The sequence below is a fragment of the Vibrio sp. STUT-A16 genome (assembly GCF_026000495.1).
Classification (GTDB): domain Bacteria; phylum Pseudomonadota; class Gammaproteobacteria; order Enterobacterales; family Vibrionaceae; genus Vibrio; species Vibrio diabolicus.
Map to the genome: position 1 here is coordinate 655,475 of NZ_AP026766.1, position 26,651 is coordinate 682,125.

Sequence of the window (26,651 nt, forward strand, 5' to 3'; positions counted from 1 at the left end):
AATATTCTGTATAATGCGCGCCTTATTTTTAATGCTTGCTAAAAAACAAAGCCAGTCAAAGGGATACGTGAATCAAATCACACATTTCCTGAAGAAAAATAGAGCAAACAATAAGCAGCTTGGTTGTTTTGGATATATGTTACACAATCAAATAACCAATGCTTTCCAACAATATAAATGAACGTTCTTTAAAATCGACCATTGAACTGAGGTTATCTATGAATCTTTCTGCTAAAACCGTTGTGGTTATTGCAATTGGTGCTGCTCTTTACGGCATCGGTGGCTTACCTATGTTTGGCATCCCTGTGTTTGCAAACACAACGCTAAAACCAGCCATGGCAGTATTAGCATTGTTCTCAGTACTATTTGGCCCACTTGTTGGCTTTTTGGTTGGTTTTATTGGCCACTGGGTCACTGACCTATTCGCAGGTTGGGGCGTATGGCTCACTTGGGTACTTGGTTCAGGTATTGTTGGTTTGATTATCGGTCTATTCCCTTCTCTAACGCGCTACCGTTTAGAGAAAGGCGATTTCAATATGAAAGACTTCGTGTTATTCGTAGTACTTGCGCTATTAGGCAACGTATTTGGTTACGGTTGCTCTGCATTCCTCGACACGATTTTATACGCAGAACCGTTCACTAAAGTGTTTACCCAGCTTTCAATTATCGCGATCGGTAACACCATTCTTATTGCTATTGTTGGCTTCTTCATTCTTAAGTCTGTCGCTAAACGTAACAAGCAAAGCCGTAACTTAACAGAGGCTTAATGTCGAATGACAATCGAATTTTCTAACTTCTCTTTTAGATATGAGTCGCTGGACAAACCGACGCTAAAAAATATCAATCTAAGGATAGAGAAAGGAGAGAAAATCGTCATTATAGGTCCAAGTGGTAGTGGTAAATCTACCCTTGGGCAATGTCTTAACGGACTGATCCCACACGCAATCAAAGGGGAAACCAGTGGAACACTGACCATCAATGGTCAAGACACCGCCCCTTTCGACATGCACCAATACACTGAGCAAGTTGGCACCGTACTGCAAGATACGGACAGCCAATTTGTCGGCTTGAGCATTGGCGAAGACATCGCATTTGCGCTGGAAAACCAGCTAACTTCTAACATCGACATGTACCCATTGGTCAAAGCCACGGCCAAAATGGTCGACTTGGAACAGATGTTAGATCGCTCTCCCCACGATTTATCTGGCGGGCAGAAACAGCGTGTTTCTTTGGCGGGCATTCTCGTCGATGACGTCGATATCCTTTTGTTTGATGAACCACTAGCTGCGCTTGACCCTAAAACGGGTAAAAAAACCATCGAGATCATCGATAACCTACACCGCGAAACGGGCAAAACCATCGTAATCATTGAGCATCGTCTTGAGGACGTTCTGCATCGCTCAGTTGACCGTATTATCTTGATGGAAAGCGGCGAAATCATTGCCGATACAACACCAGATGAAATTTTAGCGTCGCCTCTGCTAGAAGATTACGGTATCCGCGAGCCGCTTTATATTTCGGCTCTGAAAGAAGCAGGCTGCGCGATTGAGGGCGATGCAAAACCTTCTAGCTTAACTACCTTACCGTTGGAGCAATATAAACCAGCAGTACAAGCATGGTTTGATGGTTCAACAGCACAACCACCTAAAACGCTAGCCGAGACTTTGCTTGAAGTCCGTGGCCTCACCTATTCTTACGACGGTGAGAAAAACGCGCTAGAAGACGTGAGTTTTGACATCAAGCGTGGCGAGTTTGTCTCTGTACTTGGCAAAAATGGCTCGGGTAAATCGACCATCACCAAACTGATTATGGGCGTTATTGAAGCGGATAGCGGCTCAATGAGCATGAATGGTCAAGATCTAAACGAACTGACCATCTTCGACCGCAGCCAGAAAGTGGGCGTGGTGATGCAAAACCCGAATCACATGATTTCCCATCACATGATTTTCGACGAAGTGGCCTTCGGCCTCCGTAATCGTGGCATTGAAGAGAAACAAATCGAAGCAAAAGTACTTGAAGTCCTCGAGCTGTGCGGTTTGAGCAAATACCGTCACTGGCCAATCGAAGCATTGAGCTACGGCCAGAAAAAGCGCGTAACCATTGCGTCAATTTTGGTCTTGGAACCAGAGCTTCTGATCCTTGATGAACCGACGGCAGGTCAGGACTACCGGAACTACACATCAATGCTGAGTTTCATCGAAAAGCTCAATCGCGAGTTGGGCGTAACCGTGATGATCATCTCCCACGACATGCATTTAGTGCTGGAATACACCACACGCTCTATCGTGATTGCAGACAGTAAATTAGTCGCGGATGCACCAATGACGCAGGTATTCAGCAGTCCAGAGCTACTAGACCAAGCAAACCTCACCACAACAAGTCTGTTTGAGTTGGCTACGAAAGTTGGCATCGAAGACACCAATGGCTTTATGCAGCATTTTATCAATGTAGAAAAAGCGCACCGCCAACAAAAAAGCAGCGAAGTAAACCAACCAGAGAAAGCGGTGGCATGAAAGACAATAAGATGAAGTTTGGTATCAACTACATCGATACCCAATCGCCACTTCATAAGTTGAATGGCATTACTAAGTTCTTGCTTTTCATTGCTTGGGTAACGGTGGTGTTGACCACGTTTGACTTGCGAATCATTGCACTGTTGATCGTGCTTGGTTTGGGCTTATTGAAAATGACCAAAGTGCCATTTCATGTCTACAAACCACTTTTACTCGGTACTGGCACGGTATTGCTGATCAATGCCCTGTTTATGTTCGCGTTAGCGCCGCAACAAGGCACTGAGTTCATGGGCTCATCAACGGTTTTACTCTCGTTACCCGGTAATTACTCGCTCACTCAAGAGACGTTGTTTTACCTAGTAACAGTGACGTTGAAATACTTCAGCATGTTCCCAATCGCGTTAGTGTTTGTATTTACCACTCACCCGACGGAGTTTTCAGCTAGCTTGAACCGCTTGGGTGTGCCTTACAAAATCGCCTATGCCGTGAGCTTAACGCTGCGCTACTTGCCGGAAGTGAAAAAGGACTTTGTTAACATCATGCACGCGCAACAAGCACGCGGAGTAGAACTGAGTAAGAAGGCTCCGTTGTTCACTCGTATGAAGAACGTGGCGAAGATTCTTGGCCCTCTTATTTTCTCTAGTTTGGACAGAGCAGACCAAATCTCAAACGCGATGACGCTACGTGGTTTTGGCCGTCACTCATCTCGCACCTGGTACAGCCTAAAACCCCTGACCAAAGCCGATATGATCTGCATGGCGGGGATTGCAGTGATAGTGATTGCTGCGATCAGCAAGCGTGTTATGGACACACAACTGTTCTGGTATCCGTTTTAAATTCTAAAGCTTCAAGCTGAACATAACGTGGTTAGTGTTGTGACCACGTTATGTTTCCCTCTTTCCCCTCGATAACCCGCTCATTAGCCTCTTGCTTGCAGGTGCTCAAAATAGGCGTGTAATCTCAGCGGCTCGTTGATGTGCCAGAAAGTTGCTTATTTAAGCGACCAACATGAACTAAACTCATCAGTTTTATCAGGGGCTTAATGATCAACTGTGCGCTGCCTACGATGAACAGCCAAGTCCCGCTTTCAATCAACGAATCATTCAAAAAGAAAAAACTACCAATTAAAAACCAAATAGCTATGAGCAGATCGTTGGCAGCACCTAACGCCTCATAGCGACGTTGAATAACGACGTGACGGTTTCCTAGATCTAAATCCAACTCCCTGCCATGTACCTGCACTGTAAAACTCTCCTTAGTGTTTCGACTCATGTTGTACCCGAGTAATTTCAACATACTTAGGTATAAAACCCTAACGGACTCAATAGATATGTACAACCATAGAGGAAACAACATCAAGATAAAGAAAGGGGTGCCTAAGTACCCAATTCAATGAAGCTATTAACAGTAATTAACTTCTATTACTAGTACCAACTTAGCTCCACTTTAATAAGCGGGTCTCATTGCCCTCTTCTGGCTTCGCTGGAATATTGAGTGACAGCAGTAAGCTCACAGCCGCCATACCTGCACCGATGTAAAATACGCTAGCAGGAGAAACCAGCCAAATCACACCAAACGTAACGGGTATCACAACCGCCGCAATATGGTTAATAGTAAACGCAACCCCAGCGGTCGACGCCATATCGGCAGGATCGGCAATTTTTTGGAAGTAGGTTTTGATAGCAAGCGCTAGCGCGAAGAACAAATGGTCGACAACATACAATGCAGCAGCCCACTCCGCGGTTTGCACCAAACCATAACCGACGAATACGAAGATCAAACCGACGTACTCAAACATCAGCGCTTTACGCTCACCAACAACGCCGATGAAGCGGCCGATTCGCTTCGCAAACAAGAAGTTAAAGACATAGTTGATCAAAAACAGCAAGGTAATGTCTGCGGCAGAGTAGCCAAACTTCTCTACCATCAAGAAGCCAGCGAAAACTGTGAAAATCTGACGGCGAGCACCACTCATAAACGTGAGCGCGTAGTACAACCAGTAACGTTTACGCAAAATGAGTTTCTTGTTTTGAGGCACTTTGGTCTTAAATTGAGGGAAGGCAAATGCCATCACCAAAATAAGCACAAAACCTAAACCACCAGCCATTAGATAAACCGTTTTAAAATCAAGTTTGAGCTGTTCGAGCGAAACCCAAATGGCGCCGTAGGTAAACAGAGAAGCCAAAGCTCCAACAGAAATAAATTTACCCAACATTTCCGGTGCTTCTTCTTTCGATAGCCATTGTAAAGACAAAGACTGCTTCAGCGTTTCGAAGTAATGAAAGCCGGTAGACATCAATAAGGTTGTAAAAAGTAGACCGTACAAAGTGGGAAAATAACCTGTTAATGCCGTACCAAGCGTAAGCATCGCCAAAGAGACGAGCATAAAGCGTTGTTCACGGATAAAAAGTAAAACGAATACCGCAGTGAAAGCTAGAAAGCCAGGTACTTCCCTAACACTTTGAAGTAAACCGATATCAGCGCCATCAAAGTTCGCTTTCTCGATAACAAAGTTGTTCAACAACGCCATCCAAGTAGAAAAAGCAATGGGCACGATAATGGAAATTAACAGGAGGAAATTTTGCGGCGTTCTCCAGCCTTGCGATGAGGTAGTCATGATGTTTCCTTTAAATATGAAGGCATCATCATAGCTTCAAATGTAACAAATTCGCAATATCATTATTATTTTCAACCCAAACCAAGCAGATATTGCATAGGGATATTGTTATGAAGATAAACATCGCACTCAATTCCTTGGCTAAGCGCGATGTTGAAATATCGAGAGAAATAGGTAAAACGCCAGTGATGAGGCTCAGTAACTTAATCGATATTCTTTACTGTTAGACGATTCTTAAATTCAAACACATGTTCTGGACACACATCCAAACAGCGGCCACAGCTAATGCAGTTTTGATCCATAACTCGACGATCTCCCTCTTTCAATGGTTGTCGAAGCACCTCAGGTTCTGGGCAGACGTAAAAGCAATCCATGCATTTGGTGCAATCTTCGCGGCGAACAGCAGTAACGCGCAACAGGCTTTTTCGGCCTATCACACCATAGGTAGCACCCAGTGGACATAAGTGCCCACACCACCCATGCTCAACTAAGAGTAAATCCAGTACGAACACCAGTGCGATCAACACCCAACCTGCGCCCATACCAAACACCAATCCGCGATGCAATGCCGCCACTGGATCTAACCATGTCCAAAGAATCGCGCCAGACAGAGCACTACCCAACATCAAAACAGGGATCAGCCAATAACGAATAGTAGGAGACCAACGATAGCTCGCTTTAATGTTGAGCTTTCGACGCAACCACGCCGCCAAATCTGTCACGACATTTAACGGGCACACCCACGCACAAAATGCGCGCGGTGCTAAAATCGCGTAGAACACCACGACAATCACTACGCCTAACAGCGCATTAAACTCCGGAACATGCCCTGTCGCCAAAGCTTGAAGCAAAATTAACGGGTCACTTAACGGCACTGCATCGAGCAACATACTCGATGAGAGGTTACCAGTTAGAGCCCCTAATGTCGGCCCAGCCATAAACAGCGCAATGATGGTGAGCTGGCATAGTCTGCGTAAAATCAAAAACCGATGCGCGCGCCACCAGCCAAGCTTTTCAACCGCTTCTTTGCCAGCATTTTGAGCTAAGTTCTTTGCCATTACTTACCTCCTTTTAGCGATTCAAGCGCACCTTCCGGTACAGGCGTCTCACTAGGGAGGATATTTTCGAGTGGTTTGTCGATCTCTTTCCAACCAAAATTGTAGTGACTACCCACTTTGCCTTTCGCCAAATCCGTCGGGACGACTTTAATAGCAGCGACATCCAACACGCACGCTTGTTCGCACTTACCGCATCCGGTACACACTTCGGAATTCACTGTTGGGATAAGTTTGGCGTGATAACCGGTTCGGTCGTTGTGAACCATCTCTAACGTGATGGCTTCATCAATCAGCGGACAAACGCGATAACAAACGTCGCATCGTAATCCTTGCCAGTTAAGGCAAGTTTCATGGTCAATAAGAACCGCTGTCCCCATGCGAGCATCATCAATATCGGTTAGCTTCGGATCCAGCGCCCCACTCGGGCAAGCCACCACACAAGGAATGTCTTCGCACATTTCGCAGGGAATATCGCGCGCAGTAAAGTAAGGAGAACCAGTGGCTACAGGAGAAAGTAATGTCGCGAGTTTCAATGTGTCATAAGGGCATGCTTGAACACACAAGCCACATCGAATACAGGCTGATTCGAAATCGCCTTCTGGCAATGCACCGGGTGGGCGAATAGGCACACCTTTAGTTTCTCGAGCTTGGCTTTGCAGCGATTGTAAGCCCAACACACACGCCGCTGCGCCAACGCCTGCCGCAGTTCGGACAGTATCACGCAAAAATCGACGCCGACTTTGCGATGTTTTAGACTGAGAGGATTTCATGCTATTTCCTCAACGAAACTCCTTTATCAAGTTAAGCATAAATAGCGCTAAACGTACCTCTTCCCCATACCTCATAAGAGGTAACTCCACCCTCAATTGATTCAAGTCAACTGATGTACAGTGCCGTCGTCACAGTTTGAATAATTCCATTTATTTCCTCCAACATGAAATTCACCACGATACTCTGCCGTGCACGCCATTTTCAGTACAATAATTCAACACCTTTGCAATCTATTCGCTAAATTCAAAGATAAATGACTACTAAAATTTAGAAAAACATCGCTATAACAACCTAATTTAAAAGGTGTTTATCTCTCAAACTTAAAAAAATACTATCCAAAATAAGGAACTGTGGTTAGATTGAAAATTAATACTAAAAAGCGAAGGAGAGAAGCATGGAAATTATCGTACGTCCAACAACCGTTGAAGACTCAGCGGCACTCGTAGAAATCTATTCACAACCAAAAGCACAACGTGAAACCCTGCAACTCCCAAAACCTTCGCTCGCAATGTGGGTAGAACGATTGTCAAATATGCCCGCTGGCGTTTACAGCTACGTCGCTGAAATCGATGGTAAAGTAGTGGGTAACATTGGCTTTCATCACTCGCAGCGTCCAAGAACGGCGCACACGGCCGCGTTTGGTATTGGCGTTCACGACCAGTTTCACGGCCTAGGCGTGGGAAGTAAGTTAATTGAAACCATCATCGAGTTGGCGGATAACTGGTTGAATGTAAGACGCATCCAGTTAGAAGTTAATGCCGACAACGAGGCCGCCATTGGCCTGTACAAAAAGCATGGATTTCAAATTGAGGGCGAAGCGATTGATGGCTCCTTCCGAGATGGCAAGTTCATCAATACCTATTACATGGCACGTATCAGGCCAAGTAAAAAAGTAAATCAAAGCCTCCTAATTGGAGGCTTTGCTTTTTAAACTTCTACTCACTTTTGTAAGTGAGCCAACGCTCTGCTAGTCAATGCTTCTGTGTAAGGGTTGATCTTCCAGTGATCAGGGCTCCAGCCTTTCACAAAGCGTTGAAAGTCAGCCCACGCAACCGCAAACAAAGGACGCCATTCGCGCTCGACTTCATTGGGGCCAAGATTCGGCTGATAAACCATTAACGCCTGTTGCAACTGAGCAAAATACGTGTCCAAGACCCAAACTTCCATCTCTGCACAACGTTCTGGCTTGACGGCGCTGCTCATGAACAGTGCTACGTCTTTCATCGCACAACCATGTCCAACGTATTGAAAGTCGACCGCAGCAACGCTTGATTCTTCTCGATCAAAACAGAAGTTCGCCAATTTGGCATCACCGTGTACAAGCGTCTTGAACTTGGCTTGCGAAAGCATTTGATCAATTAATTGAGCGGCATTTTTTAGCTCGGTGTCTTGCAGCACCTCAAGCTCATCAGGTCTGGTTGCCAAGTGCCAATACGTGCCGATATGCCACAGCTTATCCGAGCGAACACCGATGTAACGCGCATGAAAGTTCGCCAACCAAGCAAGGCAGGCTCGTAGATGCTCTAGCTTTGCATCGGTGATGACTTTTGGAAAGCCCGCCTCGGCGAGGTCTTCCATCACAATTAGCCATTCATTCTCCGATTGGAATGTTTTTAGACCTTGTGGTACTCGGCAGCGAGTGTTCACTTCTCTGGAAAAATCCGTATACCAATTCACTTCCACCTGATAAGAGTGCAGCTTTCTTTGGTGAGAGCGGTCCGTATTCCAACCTCTTGGGTGCTCTGAAGGCTTAGGGAGTTTTACATGCTTAATGATCACCGAACAAGTTGAATAATTAACTCGGACTAACTCACCATAGCCTCCCCATAGCGATTGTATGACTTCTACCGATTGATAATTCCCAAGCTTTAGCTCCTGGCCAATGCTTTGGTAACGTTGGTGGTTGTCGTTCATCATCATGCAAGCAGATGTGACCACGCTTGGTTTTTCTCCATATAATGAATGACATATGGACAGACTGGTTTGATTTGGTAACCGAGTGCCTCAATTTCTGGCAATACCGCTTCCATCATCACTTTTCCGTACCCTTTACCTCGTAATGCTTCAGGAACTACGGTTGATGTGATGTGCATGACATTATTCTCAAGCTGATAAACCACCTTGGCTTTATAACCTTGTTCTAAATCAACCCAAAATGTGTTGTTTTCAACTTCATGAGTTACTTTATGCATATCTTGCTCTCTAATTTTTGTTACGGATTGATTGAATCAAACTATATCACTGAATAGAATCAACACCATGCGGAAGTGCTCTGTCACTTCACGCCATTACCTTCTCAAATCAGGTACGACAATAATAATGAGAAATATGAGCCCTATTGCCAGAGACGGCAAACTACCTCTGCAAAGCAAGAAGGCACCCGAACGTCAGGCAAGTACACTAAATAGCACCGATGCAATGGCAATGGTCGAACATGGCAGTGAAGTAAGTTTAAACGTCACGACACCTGTTGGTACCAAGTTTATTACAACCAGCACATTTGTCGGCTGTCACTCAAATAATACCGCATTGATAGAGGTTCCGAACATCTCCGATGAGGACTTGAAATTCTATTTTCAAGAAGGCTTTTGGATCAATGTAAAAGCGTACTCTCATCGAGGGGAAGGTGCTGTCATTCCATTTCGGGCGCAATTGCAGCACCGACTCGGCGACCCGTATCCAATTTTAGTGCTAAGTCTACCTAACACCATGCAGGTCTTTCAGCTTCGTAAAGAAGTACGTTACGAAGTGAATTTGAGGGCGCGCGTTTGTTTAGAAGCCTATCGAACTGAATGCGAGATAAGAGATTTATCTCGTAGTGGCTGCCGCTTTGTGACATCACCAATGAGCCGACCACTTCAGGTTGGTGATCGCGTTTCATTGGACCTAACCATGCCCGGTGAAAGCCACATGCTCGCGCCATTGCGAGGTCGTATTTGTAACTTACAAAAATCGACACACCATGCTCGCTATGGAATGGAGTTTGATGAGGTTGGTAAAACCAACGCTAAAAGTCTCCTGAGTCACCTAAAATTTGATGGGACTAAACTCACACTAAAAAGGTAGCTTTGATAACGAGCACCAAGCATCGGCCAGTATTGATACCCGGAAAACAAGAAACCCCTTACTGTAAAGTAAGGGATTTTGTTTACTAAGAATAAGGCAGAATCTTAGATAACAGTTTCGACTTAGAAGTCGTAACGTAGACCTAGCGCTAGCTCATCTTTTTCATCAGCACCTTCGTTATCCATTAGATCGAAGTTGTATGATGCGTAGCCACGGAAGTTAGGCTTGAAGTAGTAAGTAACATCAACAGCTAAGTTTTCTACAGTATCAGCATCTTCTAGCTCACCTTTGTTGAACGTAGAAGTAAATACAGTTTGACCCATAGTGTATGATGCAGCTAGTTCGTAGCCTTTGTAATCCGCAGACTCACCTGCAACATCCACGTCTGCGCCTGTGTAGTTACCAGCGAAGTAGAAATCACCTACAGAGTATGCAGCAGCAAGCATGAACTCATCACTATCGTTTTGGTCTGCATAACCAGCACCTAGTTCAATACCAGTATTAGCAAATGCGTAGATACCAGATAGAGAGAAGCCATCTTCCTCGTTGTCTGTAAAACCTTTTGCATCTGTTGTGCGATCAGCAAAGCGGTAGCTAGCACGTACAGCTAGTTGCTCGAATTGGCCTTTGTAAGACAGCATGTTGTCTGTACGGTCAGATACAGGCAGTTTAAGTGCTGCAGTGTTACCGTGGTAAGCCATAATATCGGTAAAATCAGTAAGAACGAATAATGCACCGTCGTTTTTACCGTAAGTTACTTCACCGTATTTACCGCCTAGGCCTGCGTAAGCGTAACGAGTTTCAAGATCACTGTTGTTATCTACGGCACCTTCTTCTTTTGTTTCGAACTCACCTTCCCAAAAACCAACACCGTATAGGTTTTCATTGATTTCCTGTTTGCCTAGGAAGTTAAGACGGATGCGAGTACGGTCTTTTGCCTTACCATCCATCATAGAAAGACGCGCTTCAGCGCGGCCGCCCATCTCAAGAGAAGTGCCATCTTGGTTGTATAGTTCTGAAGCGACAACTTGAGATCCTGATGCCATTAGCGCCACTGCTACAGCTAAAGTTTTTAATTTCATTGTTATTTTCCATATCATTGTTTTATATGTATTTTCTCACCAGAAAAACAGGACTTTTCTGTACCAACGAGAAAACTGGCGGCATAGTAGCAGCTGTTATTTTTCACGCAACGCGTTGAATAAACAGCACTTATAGAAGAAAACACCAAGTAAAATGACGATATGAATACCTCTCAACCATCAAGTTATCGGTTGAGGTAAAAAAATCGTTCGCGTCAAAAAAAAATTGACGCAAAAAATGTAAAAACAATCTCATTATATGTGATTTTGCTCGCAAAATATTTTCACTAAATGACTGTTTTAGATAGACTTCCTGATTTTAAATCAGTTTCTCACAAACAAAAAAATCCCCAAGCAATAGCTCAGGGATTTATACATTTTGTTAGGCGAATAGCGAATTAAAGCTTAAAGAAGCTCAATTGCTCTTTCTGCTTCTCTGCAAGTAATGAAAGCTCAGTACTCGCGCTTGCGCTTTGACTAATACCCGCCACATTCTGGTTAACCAGTTCAGACATGTTAACCACGTTGCGGTTGATGTCTTGAGTGACTTGAGACTGCTCTTCGGCTGCGGTTGCCACTTGCGTGTTTGAATCGTTAATGTTGGCTACCGACTCGGTAATACCAACCAATGCCTCATTCGCTTGTTGCGTCAGTTCGTTGTTACGACTGAGCATGTCAAGGCTGACTTGCATGCTGTCATTCGCAAGCCCAGACTGCGCTTGAAGTTCTTCAATAATCGTTTGGATCTCTTGAGTCGAGTCTTGCGTGCGTGCCGCGAGCATACGTACTTCATCCGCAACAACCGCAAAACCACGACCAGACTCACCAGCACGCGCAGCTTCAATCGCAGCGTTCAATGCGAGTAAGTTGGTCTGCTCAGAGACACCGCGAATCACTTCAATAACGTCGTTGATCTGAACCGACTGCTCTTTTAAACGCAGTACGACTTGCGCTGCATCGTTCAATGCTTGAGACATCTGTGCGCTTGCTTCTGCGCTCTCTTGGAAGATAGCCAGACCTGATTGCGCAAGACCATCAGCTTCGCGAGCTGTCGAATCCGCAGACGTTGCGTTATCGCTCACGTTGTTTGCGGTGCTGGCAAGTTCATTAACAGCCGATGCAACTTGTTCTATCTCAGCGAGCTCTAGCTGAGCATTCGCTTCTGCTTGCGTCATTACTGCGGCAAGCTCAGTCGATGCCGATGCAACCTCTTCACTGATGCGAGTAAGCTGGTCGACCGTGTTATAAAGCTGTTCTGCTGTTTGGTTAACATCTTTGCTCAGCTTCGCAATTTCGTTATCACCATCTACATCTGCGCGAACTGATAAGTTGCCCATTGCCAACTGACGCATCACTTCTTGAAGTTTTTGAATAGGCGTAACAATCATGCCTGATAAGATCCACGCCCCCACCAATGAGAACGCAAATACCGCAAGAACTGTCAACATAGCGTTGTTTTGTACACGCTCATTCTGTTGATGGCTTCTTATGGTCGACTGCTCTGCTTGATCATTCACATGCTTCGACAGAGTATTGATTTGTTGAACCATTTCTCGGCCAACATTACGGTACTCTTTAATGAATGCACGGTACTCACTGTCCGATTTCAAGCCTTGATCGTACTGGTTAAAGAAAGCCACTGAGCGCTCTGAATATCGAACATAGGCTTCGATCGCTTGGCGAACTTTAATCGCATCTTCACGAAACAGATTACGAGCTTCAATCGCACTTAAATCAGCTTCAACCTGCTTTAAGCCTTCTTTCAATTCATTAAGAAAATTTTCACGACGGGAAGCGTCGTAGATAGCGTAAACCGCTGTAATACGAAGTGGATAAATTTCATCGTCAATACGCGCCAAAGTGTCTTTATGGAAAACCAAAGACTCTTGGTTGGAAGCAATAACATCTTGCTCAGCTTGAAGATTGTTTTTAGTAATCCACAAAGCAATAAACAAAACAATCGCGGTAAATAATACCGGAACCAAAATTTGCGTTCGTACTGACAAATTTTTCAGTGATAACTGCATGACTGGACCTCAGTTGTATGCGTGATGCCTATATCCAAACGAACTCAAGCAACTCTCAATACTGAAGCTGCATTTCGGTTATTTGAATATCTATGCTTCCTTGCGACGGGAAAGTTCCCAGACGAATAAACAAGTGGCGAATATTAGAGGTCGATCACACTTTTGTCTAGTACAAAAAGTCTCCATTTTCAATCTGTTATTGACAATATCCCGACAGTAGTGTCGGGATATTGTCGTTATGATAAATTTTGATCACTTATGATGAGATACATTCACATTTAGGGCGGTTTTAGGCTATTTTCTCAACGAATTGAGCTTAGCTTGAGCACGGCCAAAAATCGTATCTATTGGATAAGAACCTTCATCGGTTGGCTCACCGGCGACTTTCCCCGTGAACAGCTCGATGGCTTCAGTGACATGATCAATCGCCCAAATATTAAACTCACCTTTTTCTACTGCTTTCACGATGTCGGAACGGAGCATCAAGTTATGAACATTAGATTGCGGGATAATGACCCCCTGCCCTTCATGACGACCTTTAATCACACACACATCGTAAAAGCCTTCAATTTTTTCGTTCACACCACCAATCGGCTGAGCTTCACCAAACTGATTCATCGAGCCTGTAATCGCAATGTCTTGTCGGTTTGGTTGCTTTGAAAAAGCAGACACTACAGCACATAGCTCTGCCATGCTGGCACTATCACCGTCAACACCACCATAAGATTGCTCAAACGTAATCGTTGTGGTTAATGGTACTCGCGCCGTTTTACCAAACACGGAAGACAAGTAGGCCGATAGAATCATCACGCCTTTAGAGTGAATACTGCCGCCCAAATCCACACTGCGTTCGATATCAATAACATCCCCATCGCCGTAACACGTCGTCGCGGTGATGCGATTCGGCGCACCAAACATGTAGTCGCTGGTACTTAATACCGAGAGGGCATTCACTTGACCGATAGCCTTCCCTTCAGTGCGAATCAAGGTTGTACCGTTAACAAACGTTTCCATCACGTTGTCGCGTAATCGGCTCACTCGCATTTCTTGGTTCTTGAGCGCCTCTTCCACATGACCGATACGGATCATGTTGGAGTTGGCTTGACGAGCAACGTAGTTTGACTCACGTAATAAATTCGCAATATTGGCAGAGTGGAGTGATAGCTTGGTTTGATCACCAGACAAGCGTGAACTGTATTCGATAATCCGTCCCATGGACTTTCTATCACAGTGCAGCATATTGTTATCGTTCACGACGCTAGAAATAAAGCGCGCATAGTGCAGTTCCGACTCTGGCGTTCGCTTCATCTCATCTTCAAAATCCGCTGTCACTCGGAACAACTCACTGAACTCTGGATCGTAATGCTGCAGCAATTGATAAGTTCGGTAGTCACCAAACAGAATGATTTTAATATCGAGCGGGATAGGCTCGGGATCGAGTGATACCGCCCCTGTCAATGTCACTTCTTTTTCTAGGGAGGTAAAGCTCAATTGACGAGCACGCAGTGCGCGCTTCAAACCATCCCAAACGTAAGGCTGTTCAAGCACTTTCTGTGCATCCATTAACAGAACGCCGCCATTCGCCTTATGCAAACTCCCCGCACGAATCAGCGAAAAGTCGGTAAACACGGTTCCCTTGAAAGTGGCTGTCTCAATCGAACCGAAGAGCGAATGGTAATTGGGGTTTTCTTCAACAACGATAGGAAAGTCACTGCTGTTGCGACTTACCAAGACGTTCACTTTATAACGACGTGGCAATTTTTTATCCAACGACGCCGTTGCAATTTCGCCTTGCTCACCACTTTGGTCAAGGAAGATATCTGCGTTTTCAACAATATCTTTTTGCAGCTCAGTTAAGTACGTTTTGATTTCAGAATATTCTGCGTAATCCACTTTGAGCTTTTTAATGAAGTGAGTAATCACATCGAGCGTCACTTCATCATTAAGCTTTTTGATTTTGTCGCTGTAAGTTTCTTCCCACTCTGTGAGTTCACGGACCATCGAACGTAATCGTACTTCGAGTTCATCAATGGCATCACTGAACTGCTCTTGCTCTTTCTTACTTAGTGCATCAAAAGACTCTTCCGTATGAAGCTCGTCACCATTCATGGCGACAAACTGATAATCGCCTTGTGTGGTAAGCGTCAAGCTAATGCCTTTCTCTTTTGCCTCTCGGCTAATGCGGTCCAGCTCGTTTTGTTGCTTCGCCGCCAATTGGTTTTTTAATCGCTCAGCTCGGCTAAAGTACATTTCATTGTCGAACGCTAGGGGTAAAGCATTCAGTAGTTTGCCCATTAAGGCTTCAATATCAACACGTAACTTATTCCCGATACCACAAGGCAGCTTCAATACCTTGGGTGTGCGGGTATCTTCAAAGTTCGCAACGTAACACCAATCAAACAAGGCTGCTGCATCGTGCTGGTGACGATTCAGATAGCGCAGGATCATGGTGCGTTTACCTAGCCCATTCTGACCAATGGCGTAGATGTTATACCCTTTCTCTTTGATGGACATCGCAAACTCGACCGCTTTTTGCGCGCGCTCTTGGCCCACAATCTCATCAATTGGAGGTAACTCCTTGGTCGACTTACATGGCATATTCTCTAGATCTGCTACAGAATATAGCTGCTTAGCTTCCAATCTTAGTATTGCCATATCCACTTCCTTTTTTCTTATTTTCGTCATTTGAGTGTAGAGATTATTTGCTTAATTTTAAGTGATTTACCTTCCACCCTAGTTTGATTGGACATTTTATGAGCACAAAAGTGATATCAATACGCACTTGCAATTGATAATCAATTTCATTTAATATCAAAGCAAATCAACTCTTGTGGAGATGGACATGAATATTGAGCAATGCTGGATGCGCTACTTGAAAGCAGAGCAATTGATGGAACAAGGCCACTGGCCCGAGGCACATCGTTTATACGACGATGTACTCAGCAATCTACCGAACCACATTCATTCGGCGCTCGAAAATGCTCAAACCAAACCTTGTCAGTTTGTCTGTCTCATCACCGGGCTGAGAGATGCGTGCGTCGCACAATCGGAGATTCTCAACAAACTCGGATTGCAGCACGATGCTTTTTCAACACTCAATCAAACGTACGCACTATTCCAATTCTTGCAACTAGAGAATCATGAACTTATTGAGCGTGTGGGTCATTTACTTGGTCAACAAAGTGAAGACTTGTTAGCTCATATGGCGGCATTTTGCTTCGCTCAACGTAATGCTCAATGGATGATTGAGCTAGACCATGTGACGCGCGCACATGAGCAGTTTTTGCATTTGCAAGCGATGAGTTCGGCAAAGTCTTCGCCTTCTCACCTGTACAATTAATCTAGAATCCAAGCAATGAGGTCTGCCAGACTTAGCGCAGCCCATTGCTTGTGTTTCATTTGCTTTATCAACCACAAGGATCTGTGATGTCTTCTAAAACCATTCTTTCGGTGAATAACCTATCGGTCAGCTTTACGACAAACGATGGGATCGTCGATGCAGTAAAGAATGTTAGCTTCGATTTAAAAGCAGGCGAGACGCTTTCCATCGTTGGGGAGTCTGGGTCTGGCAAGTCAGTATCAACCAATGCACTGATGAAACTATTGCCAGACAACGCTATTTTGCATACGAACTCATCCATCATGTTTGAGGGTAGCTCCATCTTGGATAAAACGGAGCATGAAATGCAAAGCGTTCGCGGTGATCGTATCGGTATGATTTTTCAGGAGCCGATGACCTCATTGAATCCATACATGCGGGTGGGAATCCAAGTCGCTGAGGCCATCATGTGCCACCGTCCAGTGGATAGATGGAAAGCCAAAGCGAGAGTGTTAGAGCTGTTTGAACTGGTTCACATGCCAGAGCCAGAGAAAGCGTACAGCAAATATCCGCACGAGTTTTCTGGCGGTCAGTTGCAACGCATCATGATTGCGATGGCACTGATTAACGAACCCGATATTTTGATCGCCGACGAACCAACAACGGCGTTGGATGTCACGGTTCAAGCAGAAGTGCTGCACCTGATTAAAGAAATTCAGGCTCAGATGGGCATGGCGATACTTTTTATTACTCATGATTTAGGCGTTGTAAAACACTTTGCCGACCGTGTCATTGTGATGTGTAAAGGGGAAGTCGTCGAAGAAGGCGAAACGCAAACACTCTTCGAAGATCCAAAACACGAATACACACGTATGCTGATCAATTCTATTCCAAAAGGCAGTAAGGACCCTATTAGCGAGAGTGCTACACAACTATTAAAAGCTGACGATATACGAGTCAAATTCTTGATAAAGTCGCATTTTATTGCCAGTAAAAATGAGTACTTCGAAGCGGTAAAAGGCATTTCTCTTGAGCTTAAACAAGGGGAAACACTCGGGATTGTTGGGGAATCCGGTTCAGGCAAGTCTACCCTCGGCCGCGCATTGATAGGTCTCTTGCCATCCACAGGTAAAATCGAATACAAAGGCCAAGATATGGCTTTGCTAACAAACAAAGAACGTTTTGAGCTGAAAAAAGACGTTCAGATGGTGTTCCAAGACCCTTATGGTTCGCTTTCTCCTCGTATGACTATCGGCGAGATCATCACTGAAGGATTAACTGTCCACCAGCCAATGTTGAGTAAAAAAGAACGTATGCAGAAAGCACGCGACGTGCTTCGAGAGGTTCGCTTAGATCCCGCGTCCATCAACCGTTATCCGCACGAGTTTTCGGGAGGCCAACGTCAGCGTATTGCTATCGCGCGAGCACTGATCCTTGAACCTTCGTTTATTCTGCTTGATGAGCCGACCTCTGCATTGGACCGCTCGGTTCAACTGACTGTGATTGATCTGCTGAAAGATTTGCAGAAAAAGCATAACATTGGCTACTTGTTTATTAGCCACGATCTATCAGTCGTCAAAGCCCTTTCTGATCGTGTTCTTGTCATGCAAAAAGGCGAGGTCATGGAACAAGGTACGGCCGAAAATATTTTCCAAAACCCTAAAAATGACTACACGAAAAAACTGATAGATGCCTCATTTGATCTTGAAAACAGTGAAAATCAGCACAATGCGGCTTAGGTTCATCACAGTTTCATATTCATAAACTAGGATTAAGAAAAGGTGATGATTTCATCTTGTCTTAAGAATGGCGTAGCTGCCTTTCGGTTTGGCCGCCGAGACTGGTTGGTTCAAGAGTCAGACTTAGTCAACCTGGCTCACATACTGGCAAACAGTATGAATTGAGTTCCCCCAACCATGAAAAATGCCGCGACAGTGTCGCGGCATTTTTTATTCTCAGAAGCTGAGAGTAACTAGGGCATTAAATCGACTCAATACCCATATTATGTAACGTAAATGCATACACGTCTGTGGTGAGGTCAATTTGCTTACTCAGCGGCATCCCTGCACCATGACCAGCATTGACATCAATGCGTATCAATACTGGATTAGCACCTTGCTGCTTGTCTTGCAGCTCCGCAATAAACTTGTACGAATGTGCTGGAACCACACGATCGTCGTGATCGGCGGTTGTCACCAATGTCGCAGGATACTGCACGCCTTCTTTTACATTGTGAACAGGAGAGTAGCCAAGCAAGTATTGGAACATCGCTTCGCTTTGCTCAGACGTGCCATAGTCATACTTCCAGCCTTCTCCAGACGTAAACGTGTGGTAACGGAGCATATCAAGCACACCTACGGCTGGCAGCGCCACCTTAAATAACTCAGGACGTTGCGACATACACGCACCAACCAACAAGCCGCCATTTGAACCACCACGAATCGCTAGACGCTCGGAGCTAGTGTAGTCGTTTTCAATCAGGTATTCCGCCGCCGCAATAAAGTCATCAAATACGTTTTGCTTTTGCTGCTGAGTGCCTGCGTTGTGCCAAGCTTTACCGTATTCACCGCCGCCTCGCATGTTGGCGACAGCGTAAATACCACCCAATTCTAGCCAGTTGGCCACATTGCCAGAAAACATCGGAGTGAGGCTGATATTAAAACCGCCATAACCATACAGCATGGTTGGCGCACTACCATCAAGTGCGATGCCCTTCTTGTATGAGATGATCATCGGTACTTGCGTGCCATCTTTTGAGGTGTAGAACACCTGTTTTGATTCATACTCACTGCGATCGAATGGCGCTTTTGATTCTTGAAACTGCGTCGATTCACCAGACTCAACATCAAATGAGAAGATCGTCGGTGGTGTCACGTAGTTAGTGAAGGTGTAATACAACGTGGTTTCTTCTTTTTTACCCGCTAGACCATAAGCCGTGCCTTCTCCCGGCAGTTCTACATCTCGAATCCACTCACCTTGGTAGGTAAACTGCTTCACTTTAGAAAGCACATCCACCATATAAGTCGCAAACAAATAACCGCCACCTTTGCTGATTTCTAGCGGCTGTTCTTGTTCAGCAATCACGTCAGCCCATTGTTCTGTCTGAGTGTTGTAGCTGACAACTTTGCCGTTCGGCGCATCTAGGTTGGTGTAAAGCAGCAAGGTTTCGTCTTGGCTATCAATCAAGTAGGTGTCGCCTTGCGTCGTATCGCGCAGTGTTACAATCGCTTGGGAGTCAGACTGTAAATCTATATAAAACAGACGATTACCCGATGTTGATTCTGCGCCAGAAATAATGAGGAAGCGATCATCTGTCGTCGTCGTACCAGACACATAACGATGTATCTGAGCACCCTGCTCACCAAAAATCACTTTGTCTTCAGATTGAGAGGTACCAAGTTCATGATAATAAAGCTTGTGATGCTCAGTTCGAGCAGACAACTCACTGCCTTGCGGCTTGTCGTAACTTGAGTAATAGAAGCCTTTGCTGCCCAGCCAAGAAATCGACGTAAACTTCGCATCAACGATCTCTGGCTCTAGCTGTTCTTTAGTTTCCGTATCAATGACAAAGATCTTACGCCAGTCACTGCCTCCTTCCGAGATGGAATATGCCACCAAACGATAGCCTTTCGAGAAGCTGACTTCGCCAAGAGAGGTCGTGCCCTCTTCAGAGAACGTATTTGGGTCAAGGAAGACTTCGGCTTCTCCCTCGCCTTTACGGCGATACAATACGCTTTGGTTTTGCAAACCGTCGTTTTTGTAGAAATAGGTGTAGTCACCACGTACAAATGGCTGGGAATATTTTTCGTAGTTTTGGCTGTTCGCGACCAAGTCACGAATCTGTTGGCGATACGGGATCTGACCAAGAAAATCGAATGTTACCGAGTTTTGTCCCGAAACCCATTGTGCGGTTTCTTCGCTGCGATCATCTTCTAACCAACGATAAGGGTCGGCAATGTCGTGACCAAAATAAGTGTCCACGACAGAATCTTTACGTGTTTTTGGGTAATGCATAACGTCCGTGTTACTCCGTTGTTTTTATTAAGTTGTTTATTTTCATATCGTTTTATTGCGGTGACCACCTTAGAGCACCCAATTTTGATTTCAACGACATTGTTTTAAATCTATGAAGAACCTAGAAATAATGAGATATCGTTAAGTAACGATCACGAATGTGCTCAATAAGCAGTTTCACTTTATTCGGTGGTTGACGAGTAAACGGGTACACCGCGTAGATACCCAACTTTTTACCCACTAGTTCAGGAAAAATATCCACCAGTTGACCATTGCGAATATCGTGATACACCAAGCATCGCGGGACGTAAGCTATACCATGGCCGCCCAGAGCGGCTTTACGTAATGCAGTCGCGTTATCAGTAGAAAAGCAGCCCGATACTTTGACGATGTAATTTCCGTCTTCGCCTTTAAACTCCCAATCTGTTGCACCTGTGGTTTGGTAAGCGTATTGCAGACAATTGTGTGTGGTGAGATCAATAGGCTCGATCGGCTTCCCATTTTTAGCGATATATGAAGGGGACGCGCATACCACCCATTGGGAATCGAGAATATGTCGTGCGATCAAACTGGAGTCCGCTAGGTAGCCAGTTCGAATGACTAAATCGTAACCATCAGCCACCAAATCGACAAAGCGGTTATCCAATGACATGTCCACGGTCAGGCCCGGATGAAGGTTACAAAATTCCGCAACGGCATCAGCAAGTATCAAATCTCCAGAGATACAAGGCACGGACATTTTTATGTGACCGCTCACATTCTCTCCAAAGCCTGCAACAGCGTCCATAGCCTCCTGAGTGGCCTGCTTCACATTTTTAGCACTGTGGAGTAACACCTTACCTGCTTCGGTTAAGGTCAATTTACGCGTTGTTCGATATAATAGCTGCGCCCCTATCTCTTCCTCCAACCTTGCCATTCTTTTGCTAACTACCGAATTTGTAAGGTTATTTGCTTCTGCAACCTTACTAAAACTGCCCAGTTCGATTACTTGAGAAAATAGGATTAAGTCGTCTGCTCTCATACGATTATGTCACTTTTGGAATTAATTATTTTCATTATTTCCCTATATCAACAAAAAATAAAGGAGTAAATTCACGCCAAATTAACAAAACCATTACAACAAAAAGTCACCTCTACAGCGGATTGACACCGTTCGAGAAGTCAGCGTACGAAGGATGTACAAATGAGTGAAACCCTACTTGCCCTAGTGGCATTTTCGCCAATTGTTGTTGCCGCCATCTTATTGGTTGGTCTCAACTGGCCTGCTAAAAAAGCCATGCCTGTTGCGTTCGGTTTAACCGTCGCTATTGCCCTAATGTTTTGGGATATGTCAGCCAATCGCGTACTGGCTTCTGTATTCCAAGGGCTAGGCATTACTGTCTCTGTTCTATGGATCGTGTTTGGTGCCATCTTCTTGCTCAACACTTTAAAACACACTGGAGCGATCACCACTATCCGTAATGGATTTACCGATATTTCAGCTGACCGCCGTGTGCAAGCCATCATCATTGCTTGGTGTTTTGGCTCATTCATTGAAGGCGCATCAGGGTTTGGTACCCCGGCAGCAATTGCTGCACCACTACTGGTTGCAATCGGCTTCCCTGCGCTAGCCGCTGTCCTAATGGGCATGATGATTCAGTCAACGCCTGTTTCATTCGGTGCGGTGGGTACACCAATCATCGTGGGTGTAAACAAAGGTTTAGACACGCATAACATCAGTGAGTCTTTGGCTGCACAAGGCGCAACATGGGAAATGTACCTGCAAGATATCACCGCGCACGTTGCTGTGATTCACGCTGTTGTAGGTACGATGATCCCTGTATTAATGGCGATGATGTTAACACGTTTCTTCGGCAAGAACAGAAGCTGGAGTGAAGGTCTGGATATTCTACCATTTGCTTTATTCGCAGGCGTCTCTTTCACTGTGCCATACGCGTTAACTGGTGTGTTCTTGGGTGCAGAATTCCCTTCACTTATCGGTGGTTTGGTTGGTCTTTCTATTGTTGTTACCGCAGCGAAAAAAGGCTTCTTAGTACCAAAGACTAAGTGGGATTTCGAAAGCGAAGACAAATGGCCTGCTGAATGGCTGGGCTCGCTAAAAGTCGATCTAAACGACAATCCAGGCAAGCCAATGAGCATCGTAAAAGCTTGGGTACCATATGTAATGCTGGCGGTAATTCTCGTCGCAAGCCGCGTAAGCCCAGAACTGAAAGGCTTTGTACAAAGCGTAAGTTTGTCGTTCAGCAACATTCTTGGTGAGACTGGCGTTAGCGCTGCAATTCAGCCGTTGTACCTTCCTGGTGGCATTCTGGTGTTTGTCGCACTGCTTGCCGCAATGTTACAAAGCGGCAGCGCAAAGCCATTGCGTGAAGCGTTTGGCGAATCAAGCAAAACACTGATTGGCGCGGGGTTTGTCTTGGTATTTACCATCCCGATGGTTCGTATCTTCATCAACTCTGGTATTAACGGCGCTGACCTAGCAAGTATGCCGGTCACAACAGCTAACTTTGCCTCTGACCTTGTTGGTTCTGCGTTCCCAGCATTGAGTGCCACCGTTGGTGCGCTGGGTGCTTTCATCGCTGGCTCAAATACGGTTTCAAACATGATGTTCAGCCAGTTCCAATTCGAAGTGGCACAAACACTGTCTATTTCGAGTGTGATTGTTGTGTCGCTTCAAGCCGTTGGCGCAGCCGCAGGTAACATGATTGCGATTCACAACGTTGTTGCCGCATCAGCCACCGTAGGCTTACTTGGCCGTGAAGGCGCGACATTACGTAAGACTATTATCCCTACGTTCTACTACATTGTAATGACGGGCATTATTGGATTGGTGTTGATTTACGGCCTCCAAATGACGGATGTCTTGATGAAGTAACGCGAAACGCAGGGTTTGTAGCCCTGCCTAATTTGACACAGCTGTCAGCACTACTACCCCGACATGTTGATTTAGCTTGCTACATCAATCCCCCCGGCAGCTGTGTCATCCTCTCCAATTTGTATAATTGATTGAGTGATTTAACAAAATTTTTCAATCAATTATGTAAATGAGTTACCAACATCAGCAGTTCAAAAGTAAGTGAACCATAGGTAACTATACTCATTTTGATGCCTTCACTGCTTTGCGATGAAGGCTCAACGAAAGAGCAAATTGCTCCACAACTTTGCTTAGAATAACCGCTAGGACACCATTATGATTATCTCAGCTTCTACTGACTACCGCGCTGCCGCGAAAGCCAAGCTTCCCCCGTTTCTATTCCATTATATTGATGGCGGCTCTTACGACGAACGCACGCTGAAGCGTAATACTGACGATTTAGGTGATGTCGCCCTTCGCCAACGCGTCCTACGCGATATGACAGATTTGAGCCTAGAAACCGAGATCTTCGGTGAGAAACTGGCAATGCCAATCGCGCTAGCTCCTGTTGGTCTAACTGGTATGTACGCGCGCCGAGGCGAAGTGCAAGCAGCAAAAGCGGCCGAGAAGAAAGGCATCCCGTTTACTATGTCGACCGTTTCGGTTTGTCCGATTGAAGAAGTCGCACCTGCAATTGAACGTCCAATGTGGTTCCAGCTTTACGTGCTTAAAGACCGTGGCTTTATGAAGAACGTGCTTGAGCGTGCAAAAGCTGCGGGCGTAACAACGCTGGTGTTTACCGTTGATATGCCAGTTCCTGGCGCACGTTACCGTGACATGCACTCAGGTATGAGTGGTCCTAACGCAGCCATGCGTCGTGTATTCCAGGCGATGCGCCACCCAAGCTGGGCACTGGATGTGGGTCTACTTGGTAAACCGCACGACTTAGGTAACATCTCAACGTATCGCGGCGAACCAACAAAACTAGAAGATTACATCGGCTGGTTAGGCGCAAACTTCGACCCGTCTATCTCCTGGAAAGACCTTGAGTGGATTCGTGACTTTTGGGATGGCCCTATGGTCATCAAAGGCATCCTCGACGAAGAAGATGCGAAAGATGCGGTACGTTTCGGCGCGGATGGCATTGTGGTATCTAACCATGGTGGTCGTCAGTTAGATGGCGTACTTTCAAGTGCTAAAGCACTACCAAGCATTGCAGATGCGGTAAAAGGCGATCTTAAGATCTTTGTTGACTCAGGTATCCGTACTGGTCTTGATGTGGTTCGTATGCTCGCGCTGGGCGCAGACTGCACACTGCTTGGTCGTTCATTTGTGTACGCATTGGCTGCACAAGGCGGCGCAGGCGTTGAAAACCTACTGGATCTGTACGATAAAGAAATGCGTGTAGCTATGACGCTGACAGGCGCGAAGTCTATCGCGGATCTTTCTCGCGATTCGCTAGTGAAAATCCCATAATCTTTGCAGGCGAGCAAAACAGAAACGAAAAAACGAGCCACAATTGGCTCGTTTTTTATTGCTATTCAACCCGATAATTTGACGAGCAAGCTAGCTTACTTGGTGAACGTACTCAATCACGACTTGGTTGCCGTCGATAAACACGTTACTGATATCACCATCCACCGTTACACGATTTTGTAAATAAACCGTACCAGATGCAGATAGATCACGCTCCGTCAAAGACGGAATCACCTGACCAGGACGTACATGTAGCTGCTCGCATAGCTGTTTTACAAAACCTAGCGTCAGTGGAGAATTACCACGTAACAAGCCAGAAAACTCGTGTAGACTCAAACCAAGGCGCTTCGCCATTTCCATTTGAGTGATGTGCATTTTGGCTTTTTGTGACATCCAGATGTCGTAGAGCGCGTTTCGATCCAGCTCTGTAAATTCCATATCTGCCTCCGCTAATTCAAGAGCCAATACACTCTCACACTTACTTAAGATAAATGTTAGCGATAAGTCAGAGAAGTTATAATTGATCGTTCAAATATCAACGTATATCGGAGATGACGAAGCTCCGCGCACGAATGAAACGGCGGCTCATCACCCAGTTTCGACCACTCACTTTTCACCTCACGAACTAGCCTACCTCAGGCGATTTAAACATAAGTAAATGATTTAAAGGAAATCACTGGGGTGAAGGAGTAATATCTGCTACCTTTCCTTCCATGGTTCACTAGAAAGAAGTTACATATGTCACAGTGGTTTACCGATTTGCAAAGCTATATTGAAACATCTCATCAAGATTGGAGTGGGAGTGTCCTTTTCATTACACTCGCCAGCTTTATTGCTTGGATAGCTTGGCGACTGATCCGCTCTCGTCTCGCTGTACTAGTAGAGAAAACCCCTTTCCACTGGGATGACATGTTGCTTGATGCGCTAAAAGCGCCAGTCAGTACACTCATTTGGTGTTGGCCAGCAACCGTCTCTATCGGCATCATATTAGAGAGCGAGCTCAACGATAAAATAAACTGGTTAAGCACGCTGAAACTGATTTTGGTGATCAGTATCTTCGTCTGGACCGTTATGCGACTCATCACCAATGTTGAAGAGTACGTCCTAGAACAAAAAAACCGAGATGAAACCACAGTGCAAGCGATAGCTAAAGTCGCGCGCTTGTTCTTTATTACCGTCGGAATTCTCACTGTGATGCAGGCGTTTGGCTTGTCACTGTCAGGATTGCTCACCTTTGGTGGTGTCGGTGGTTTAATCGTTGGTTTAGCGGCGAAAGATCTGCTGTCGAACTTCTTTGGCGGCCTTATGATCTACTTCGATCGTCCGTTTAAAGTTGGCGACTGGATCCGCTCTCCAGATCGCCAAATTGAAGGTACGGTAGAACGAATTGGCTGGAGAATGACCATCATCCGAACTTTCGATAAGCGTCCTCTTTATGTGCCAAACTCTGTGTTTAGCAACATAGTCGTAGAAAACCCATCTCGCATGCTAAACCGACGCATCTACGAAAAAATTGGACTTCGTTACGACGACGCCGAAAAAATGCCGCAAATCATTACAGCGGTGAAAGAGATGCTTAAGAATCACAAAGATATTGATGCACGCCAAACGCTTATCGTCAACTTCGATACGTTCGGTCCATCGTCACTGCATTTCTTCATTTATACCTTCACAAAAACCGTGAATTGGGTGAGATACCATGAGGTTAAACAGGATGTTCTTCTTCAAGTAATTAACATCATTAAAGAACACGAAGCAGATATCGCCTTCCCAACTCAAACACTCAAGCTCGACCCAGTTCAAATGATAAAAGCTGAAGAGCAAGAAGATCACGGCTTCTAATTTCCATCAATA

22 protein-coding genes are annotated in these 26,651 nt (G+C 45.3%); 10 read left to right on the top strand and 12 right to left on the bottom strand.

Annotated features, from left to right (window positions below):
• Positions 1 to 218 precede the first annotated feature (218 nt).
• The 3 genes from OO778_RS19445 to OO778_RS19455 are packed head-to-tail and all read left to right on the top strand — an operon-like array spanning position 219 to position 3,349.
• Positions 219 to 767 (top strand): ECF-type riboflavin transporter substrate-binding protein, encoded by a 549-nt coding sequence (locus OO778_RS19445; protein WP_006741939.1) that lies wholly within the window; start codon positions 219 to 221, stop codon positions 765 to 767.
• Positions 768 to 773: 6 nt separating this feature from the next.
• Positions 774 to 2,513 carry a DUF3744 domain-containing protein gene (locus tag OO778_RS19450; protein ID WP_258614115.1) on the top strand — a complete coding sequence of 580 codons (1,740 nt, stop codon included), beginning with the start codon at positions 774 to 776 and terminating at the stop codon, positions 2,511 to 2,513.
• Entirely contained in the window at positions 2,510 to 3,349 is an 840-nt protein-coding gene (locus OO778_RS19455; protein ID WP_005394899.1) for an energy-coupling factor transporter transmembrane component T, read from the top strand. The genes OO778_RS19450 and OO778_RS19455 overlap by 4 nt, the downstream gene beginning before the upstream one ends.
• A 124-nt stretch (positions 3,350 to 3,473) precedes the next feature.
• Here the strand turns inward: OO778_RS19455 and OO778_RS19460 are convergent, their stop codons facing one another.
• From OO778_RS19460 to napG, 4 genes are all read right to left on the bottom strand, one after another.
• The gene (locus OO778_RS19460; protein ID WP_074190695.1) at positions 3,474 to 3,785 is read right to left on the bottom strand and encodes a YrhK family protein; all 312 of its coding nucleotides are present in this window, start codon (positions 3,783 to 3,785) and stop codon (positions 3,474 to 3,476) included.
• A gap of 163 nt (positions 3,786 to 3,948) precedes the next feature.
• On the bottom strand, positions 3,949 to 5,130 hold the full coding sequence (locus OO778_RS19465; protein WP_005394895.1) for an MFS transporter: 1,182 nt from the start codon (positions 5,128 to 5,130) through the stop codon (positions 3,949 to 3,951).
• A 203-nt stretch (positions 5,131 to 5,333) separates the two neighbouring features.
• Complete coding sequence (gene napH, locus OO778_RS19470; RefSeq protein ID WP_048625377.1) at positions 5,334 to 6,188, bottom strand: quinol dehydrogenase ferredoxin subunit NapH; 855 nt, start codon at positions 6,186 to 6,188, stop codon at positions 5,334 to 5,336.
• Positions 6,188 to 6,958 (bottom strand): ferredoxin-type protein NapG, encoded by a 771-nt coding sequence (gene napG, locus OO778_RS19475; RefSeq protein ID WP_015313573.1) that lies wholly within the window; start codon positions 6,956 to 6,958, stop codon positions 6,188 to 6,190. Before napG ends, napH begins: the two co-directional genes overlap by 1 nt.
• Positions 6,959 to 7,353: 395 nt before the next feature.
• Between napG and OO778_RS19480 the strand changes: the two genes are divergently transcribed.
• The gene (locus OO778_RS19480) at positions 7,354 to 7,890 is read left to right on the top strand and encodes a GNAT family N-acetyltransferase (RefSeq protein ID WP_074190403.1); all 537 of its coding nucleotides are present in this window, start codon (positions 7,354 to 7,356) and stop codon (positions 7,888 to 7,890) included.
• Between the two features lie 8 nt (positions 7,891 to 7,898).
• Here OO778_RS19480 and OO778_RS19485 read toward each other — a convergent pair whose 3' ends face one another.
• Entirely contained in the window at positions 7,899 to 8,876 is a 978-nt protein-coding gene (locus tag OO778_RS19485; protein WP_074190694.1) for a phosphotransferase, read from the bottom strand.
• A complete protein-coding gene (locus OO778_RS19490; RefSeq protein WP_006741945.1) occupies positions 8,876 to 9,151 on the bottom strand; it encodes a GNAT family N-acetyltransferase in 276 nt (91 codons plus the stop codon). The genes OO778_RS19485 and OO778_RS19490 overlap by 1 nt, the downstream gene beginning before the upstream one ends.
• A gap of 136 nt (positions 9,152 to 9,287) precedes the next feature.
• On the opposite strand from OO778_RS19490, the gene OO778_RS19495 reads away from it, so the two are divergent.
• Positions 9,288 to 10,025, top strand: coding sequence for a flagellar brake protein (locus OO778_RS19495; protein WP_041853113.1), 738 nt, complete (start codon positions 9,288 to 9,290; stop codon positions 10,023 to 10,025).
• A gap of 122 nt (positions 10,026 to 10,147) precedes the next feature.
• Here OO778_RS19495 and OO778_RS19500 read toward each other — a convergent pair whose 3' ends face one another.
• The 3 genes from OO778_RS19500 to OO778_RS19510 all read right to left on the bottom strand — a co-directional run bounded on the left by OO778_RS19500 (position 10,148) and on the right by OO778_RS19510 (position 15,789).
• Positions 10,148 to 11,107, bottom strand: coding sequence for a porin (locus tag OO778_RS19500; protein ID WP_005394882.1), 960 nt, complete (start codon positions 11,105 to 11,107; stop codon positions 10,148 to 10,150).
• Between the two features lie 398 nt (positions 11,108 to 11,505).
• The gene (locus OO778_RS19505; protein ID WP_005394881.1) at positions 11,506 to 13,134 is read right to left on the bottom strand and encodes a methyl-accepting chemotaxis protein; all 1,629 of its coding nucleotides are present in this window, start codon (positions 13,132 to 13,134) and stop codon (positions 11,506 to 11,508) included.
• A gap of 294 nt (positions 13,135 to 13,428) precedes the next feature.
• Positions 13,429 to 15,789 carry an ATP-binding protein gene (locus tag OO778_RS19510; RefSeq protein ID WP_074190402.1) on the bottom strand — a complete coding sequence of 787 codons (2,361 nt, stop codon included), beginning with the start codon at positions 15,787 to 15,789 and terminating at the stop codon, positions 13,429 to 13,431.
• Positions 15,790 to 15,976: 187 nt separating this feature from the next.
• Here OO778_RS19510 and OO778_RS19515 point away from each other — a divergent pair, with 187 nt between their 5' ends.
• Positions 15,977 to 16,474 carry a hypothetical protein gene (locus OO778_RS19515; RefSeq protein WP_074190401.1) on the top strand — a complete coding sequence of 166 codons (498 nt, stop codon included), beginning with the start codon at positions 15,977 to 15,979 and terminating at the stop codon, positions 16,472 to 16,474.
• Positions 16,475 to 16,560: 86 nt separating this feature from the next.
• On the top strand, positions 16,561 to 18,192 hold the full coding sequence (locus OO778_RS19520) for an ABC transporter ATP-binding protein (RefSeq protein ID WP_074190400.1): 1,632 nt from the start codon (positions 16,561 to 16,563) through the stop codon (positions 18,190 to 18,192).
• A 241-nt stretch (positions 18,193 to 18,433) separates the two neighbouring features.
• On the opposite strand, the gene OO778_RS19525 is transcribed toward OO778_RS19520, so the two are convergent.
• Both OO778_RS19525 and OO778_RS19530 read right to left on the bottom strand, forming a co-directional pair.
• Positions 18,434 to 20,467, bottom strand: a complete 2,034-nt coding sequence (locus OO778_RS19525; protein ID WP_074190399.1) for a prolyl oligopeptidase family serine peptidase — start codon at positions 20,465 to 20,467, stop codon at positions 18,434 to 18,436.
• Between the two features lie 121 nt (positions 20,468 to 20,588).
• The gene (locus OO778_RS19530) at positions 20,589 to 21,488 is read right to left on the bottom strand and encodes a LysR family transcriptional regulator (RefSeq protein WP_005375112.1); all 900 of its coding nucleotides are present in this window, start codon (positions 21,486 to 21,488) and stop codon (positions 20,589 to 20,591) included.
• A gap of 162 nt (positions 21,489 to 21,650) precedes the next feature.
• Between OO778_RS19530 and OO778_RS19535 the strand changes: the two genes are divergently transcribed.
• Both OO778_RS19535 and lldD read left to right on the top strand, forming a co-directional pair.
• The gene (locus tag OO778_RS19535; protein WP_006741952.1) at positions 21,651 to 23,342 is read left to right on the top strand and encodes an L-lactate permease; all 1,692 of its coding nucleotides are present in this window, start codon (positions 21,651 to 21,653) and stop codon (positions 23,340 to 23,342) included.
• A 315-nt stretch (positions 23,343 to 23,657) separates the two neighbouring features.
• Positions 23,658 to 24,797, top strand: a complete 1,140-nt coding sequence (lldD, locus tag OO778_RS19540) for an FMN-dependent L-lactate dehydrogenase LldD (RefSeq protein ID WP_005383962.1) — start codon at positions 23,658 to 23,660, stop codon at positions 24,795 to 24,797.
• Between the two features lie 90 nt (positions 24,798 to 24,887).
• Here the strand turns inward: lldD and OO778_RS19545 are convergent, their stop codons facing one another.
• Complete coding sequence (locus tag OO778_RS19545) at positions 24,888 to 25,235, bottom strand: helix-turn-helix transcriptional regulator (RefSeq protein ID WP_005375109.1); 348 nt, start codon at positions 25,233 to 25,235, stop codon at positions 24,888 to 24,890.
• 300 nt (positions 25,236 to 25,535) lie between these two features.
• Between OO778_RS19545 and OO778_RS19550 the strand changes: the two genes are divergently transcribed.
• Positions 25,536 to 26,639 (top strand): mechanosensitive ion channel family protein, encoded by a 1,104-nt coding sequence (locus tag OO778_RS19550; protein WP_046875767.1) that lies wholly within the window; start codon positions 25,536 to 25,538, stop codon positions 26,637 to 26,639.
• Positions 26,640 to 26,651: the final 12 nt, after the last annotated feature.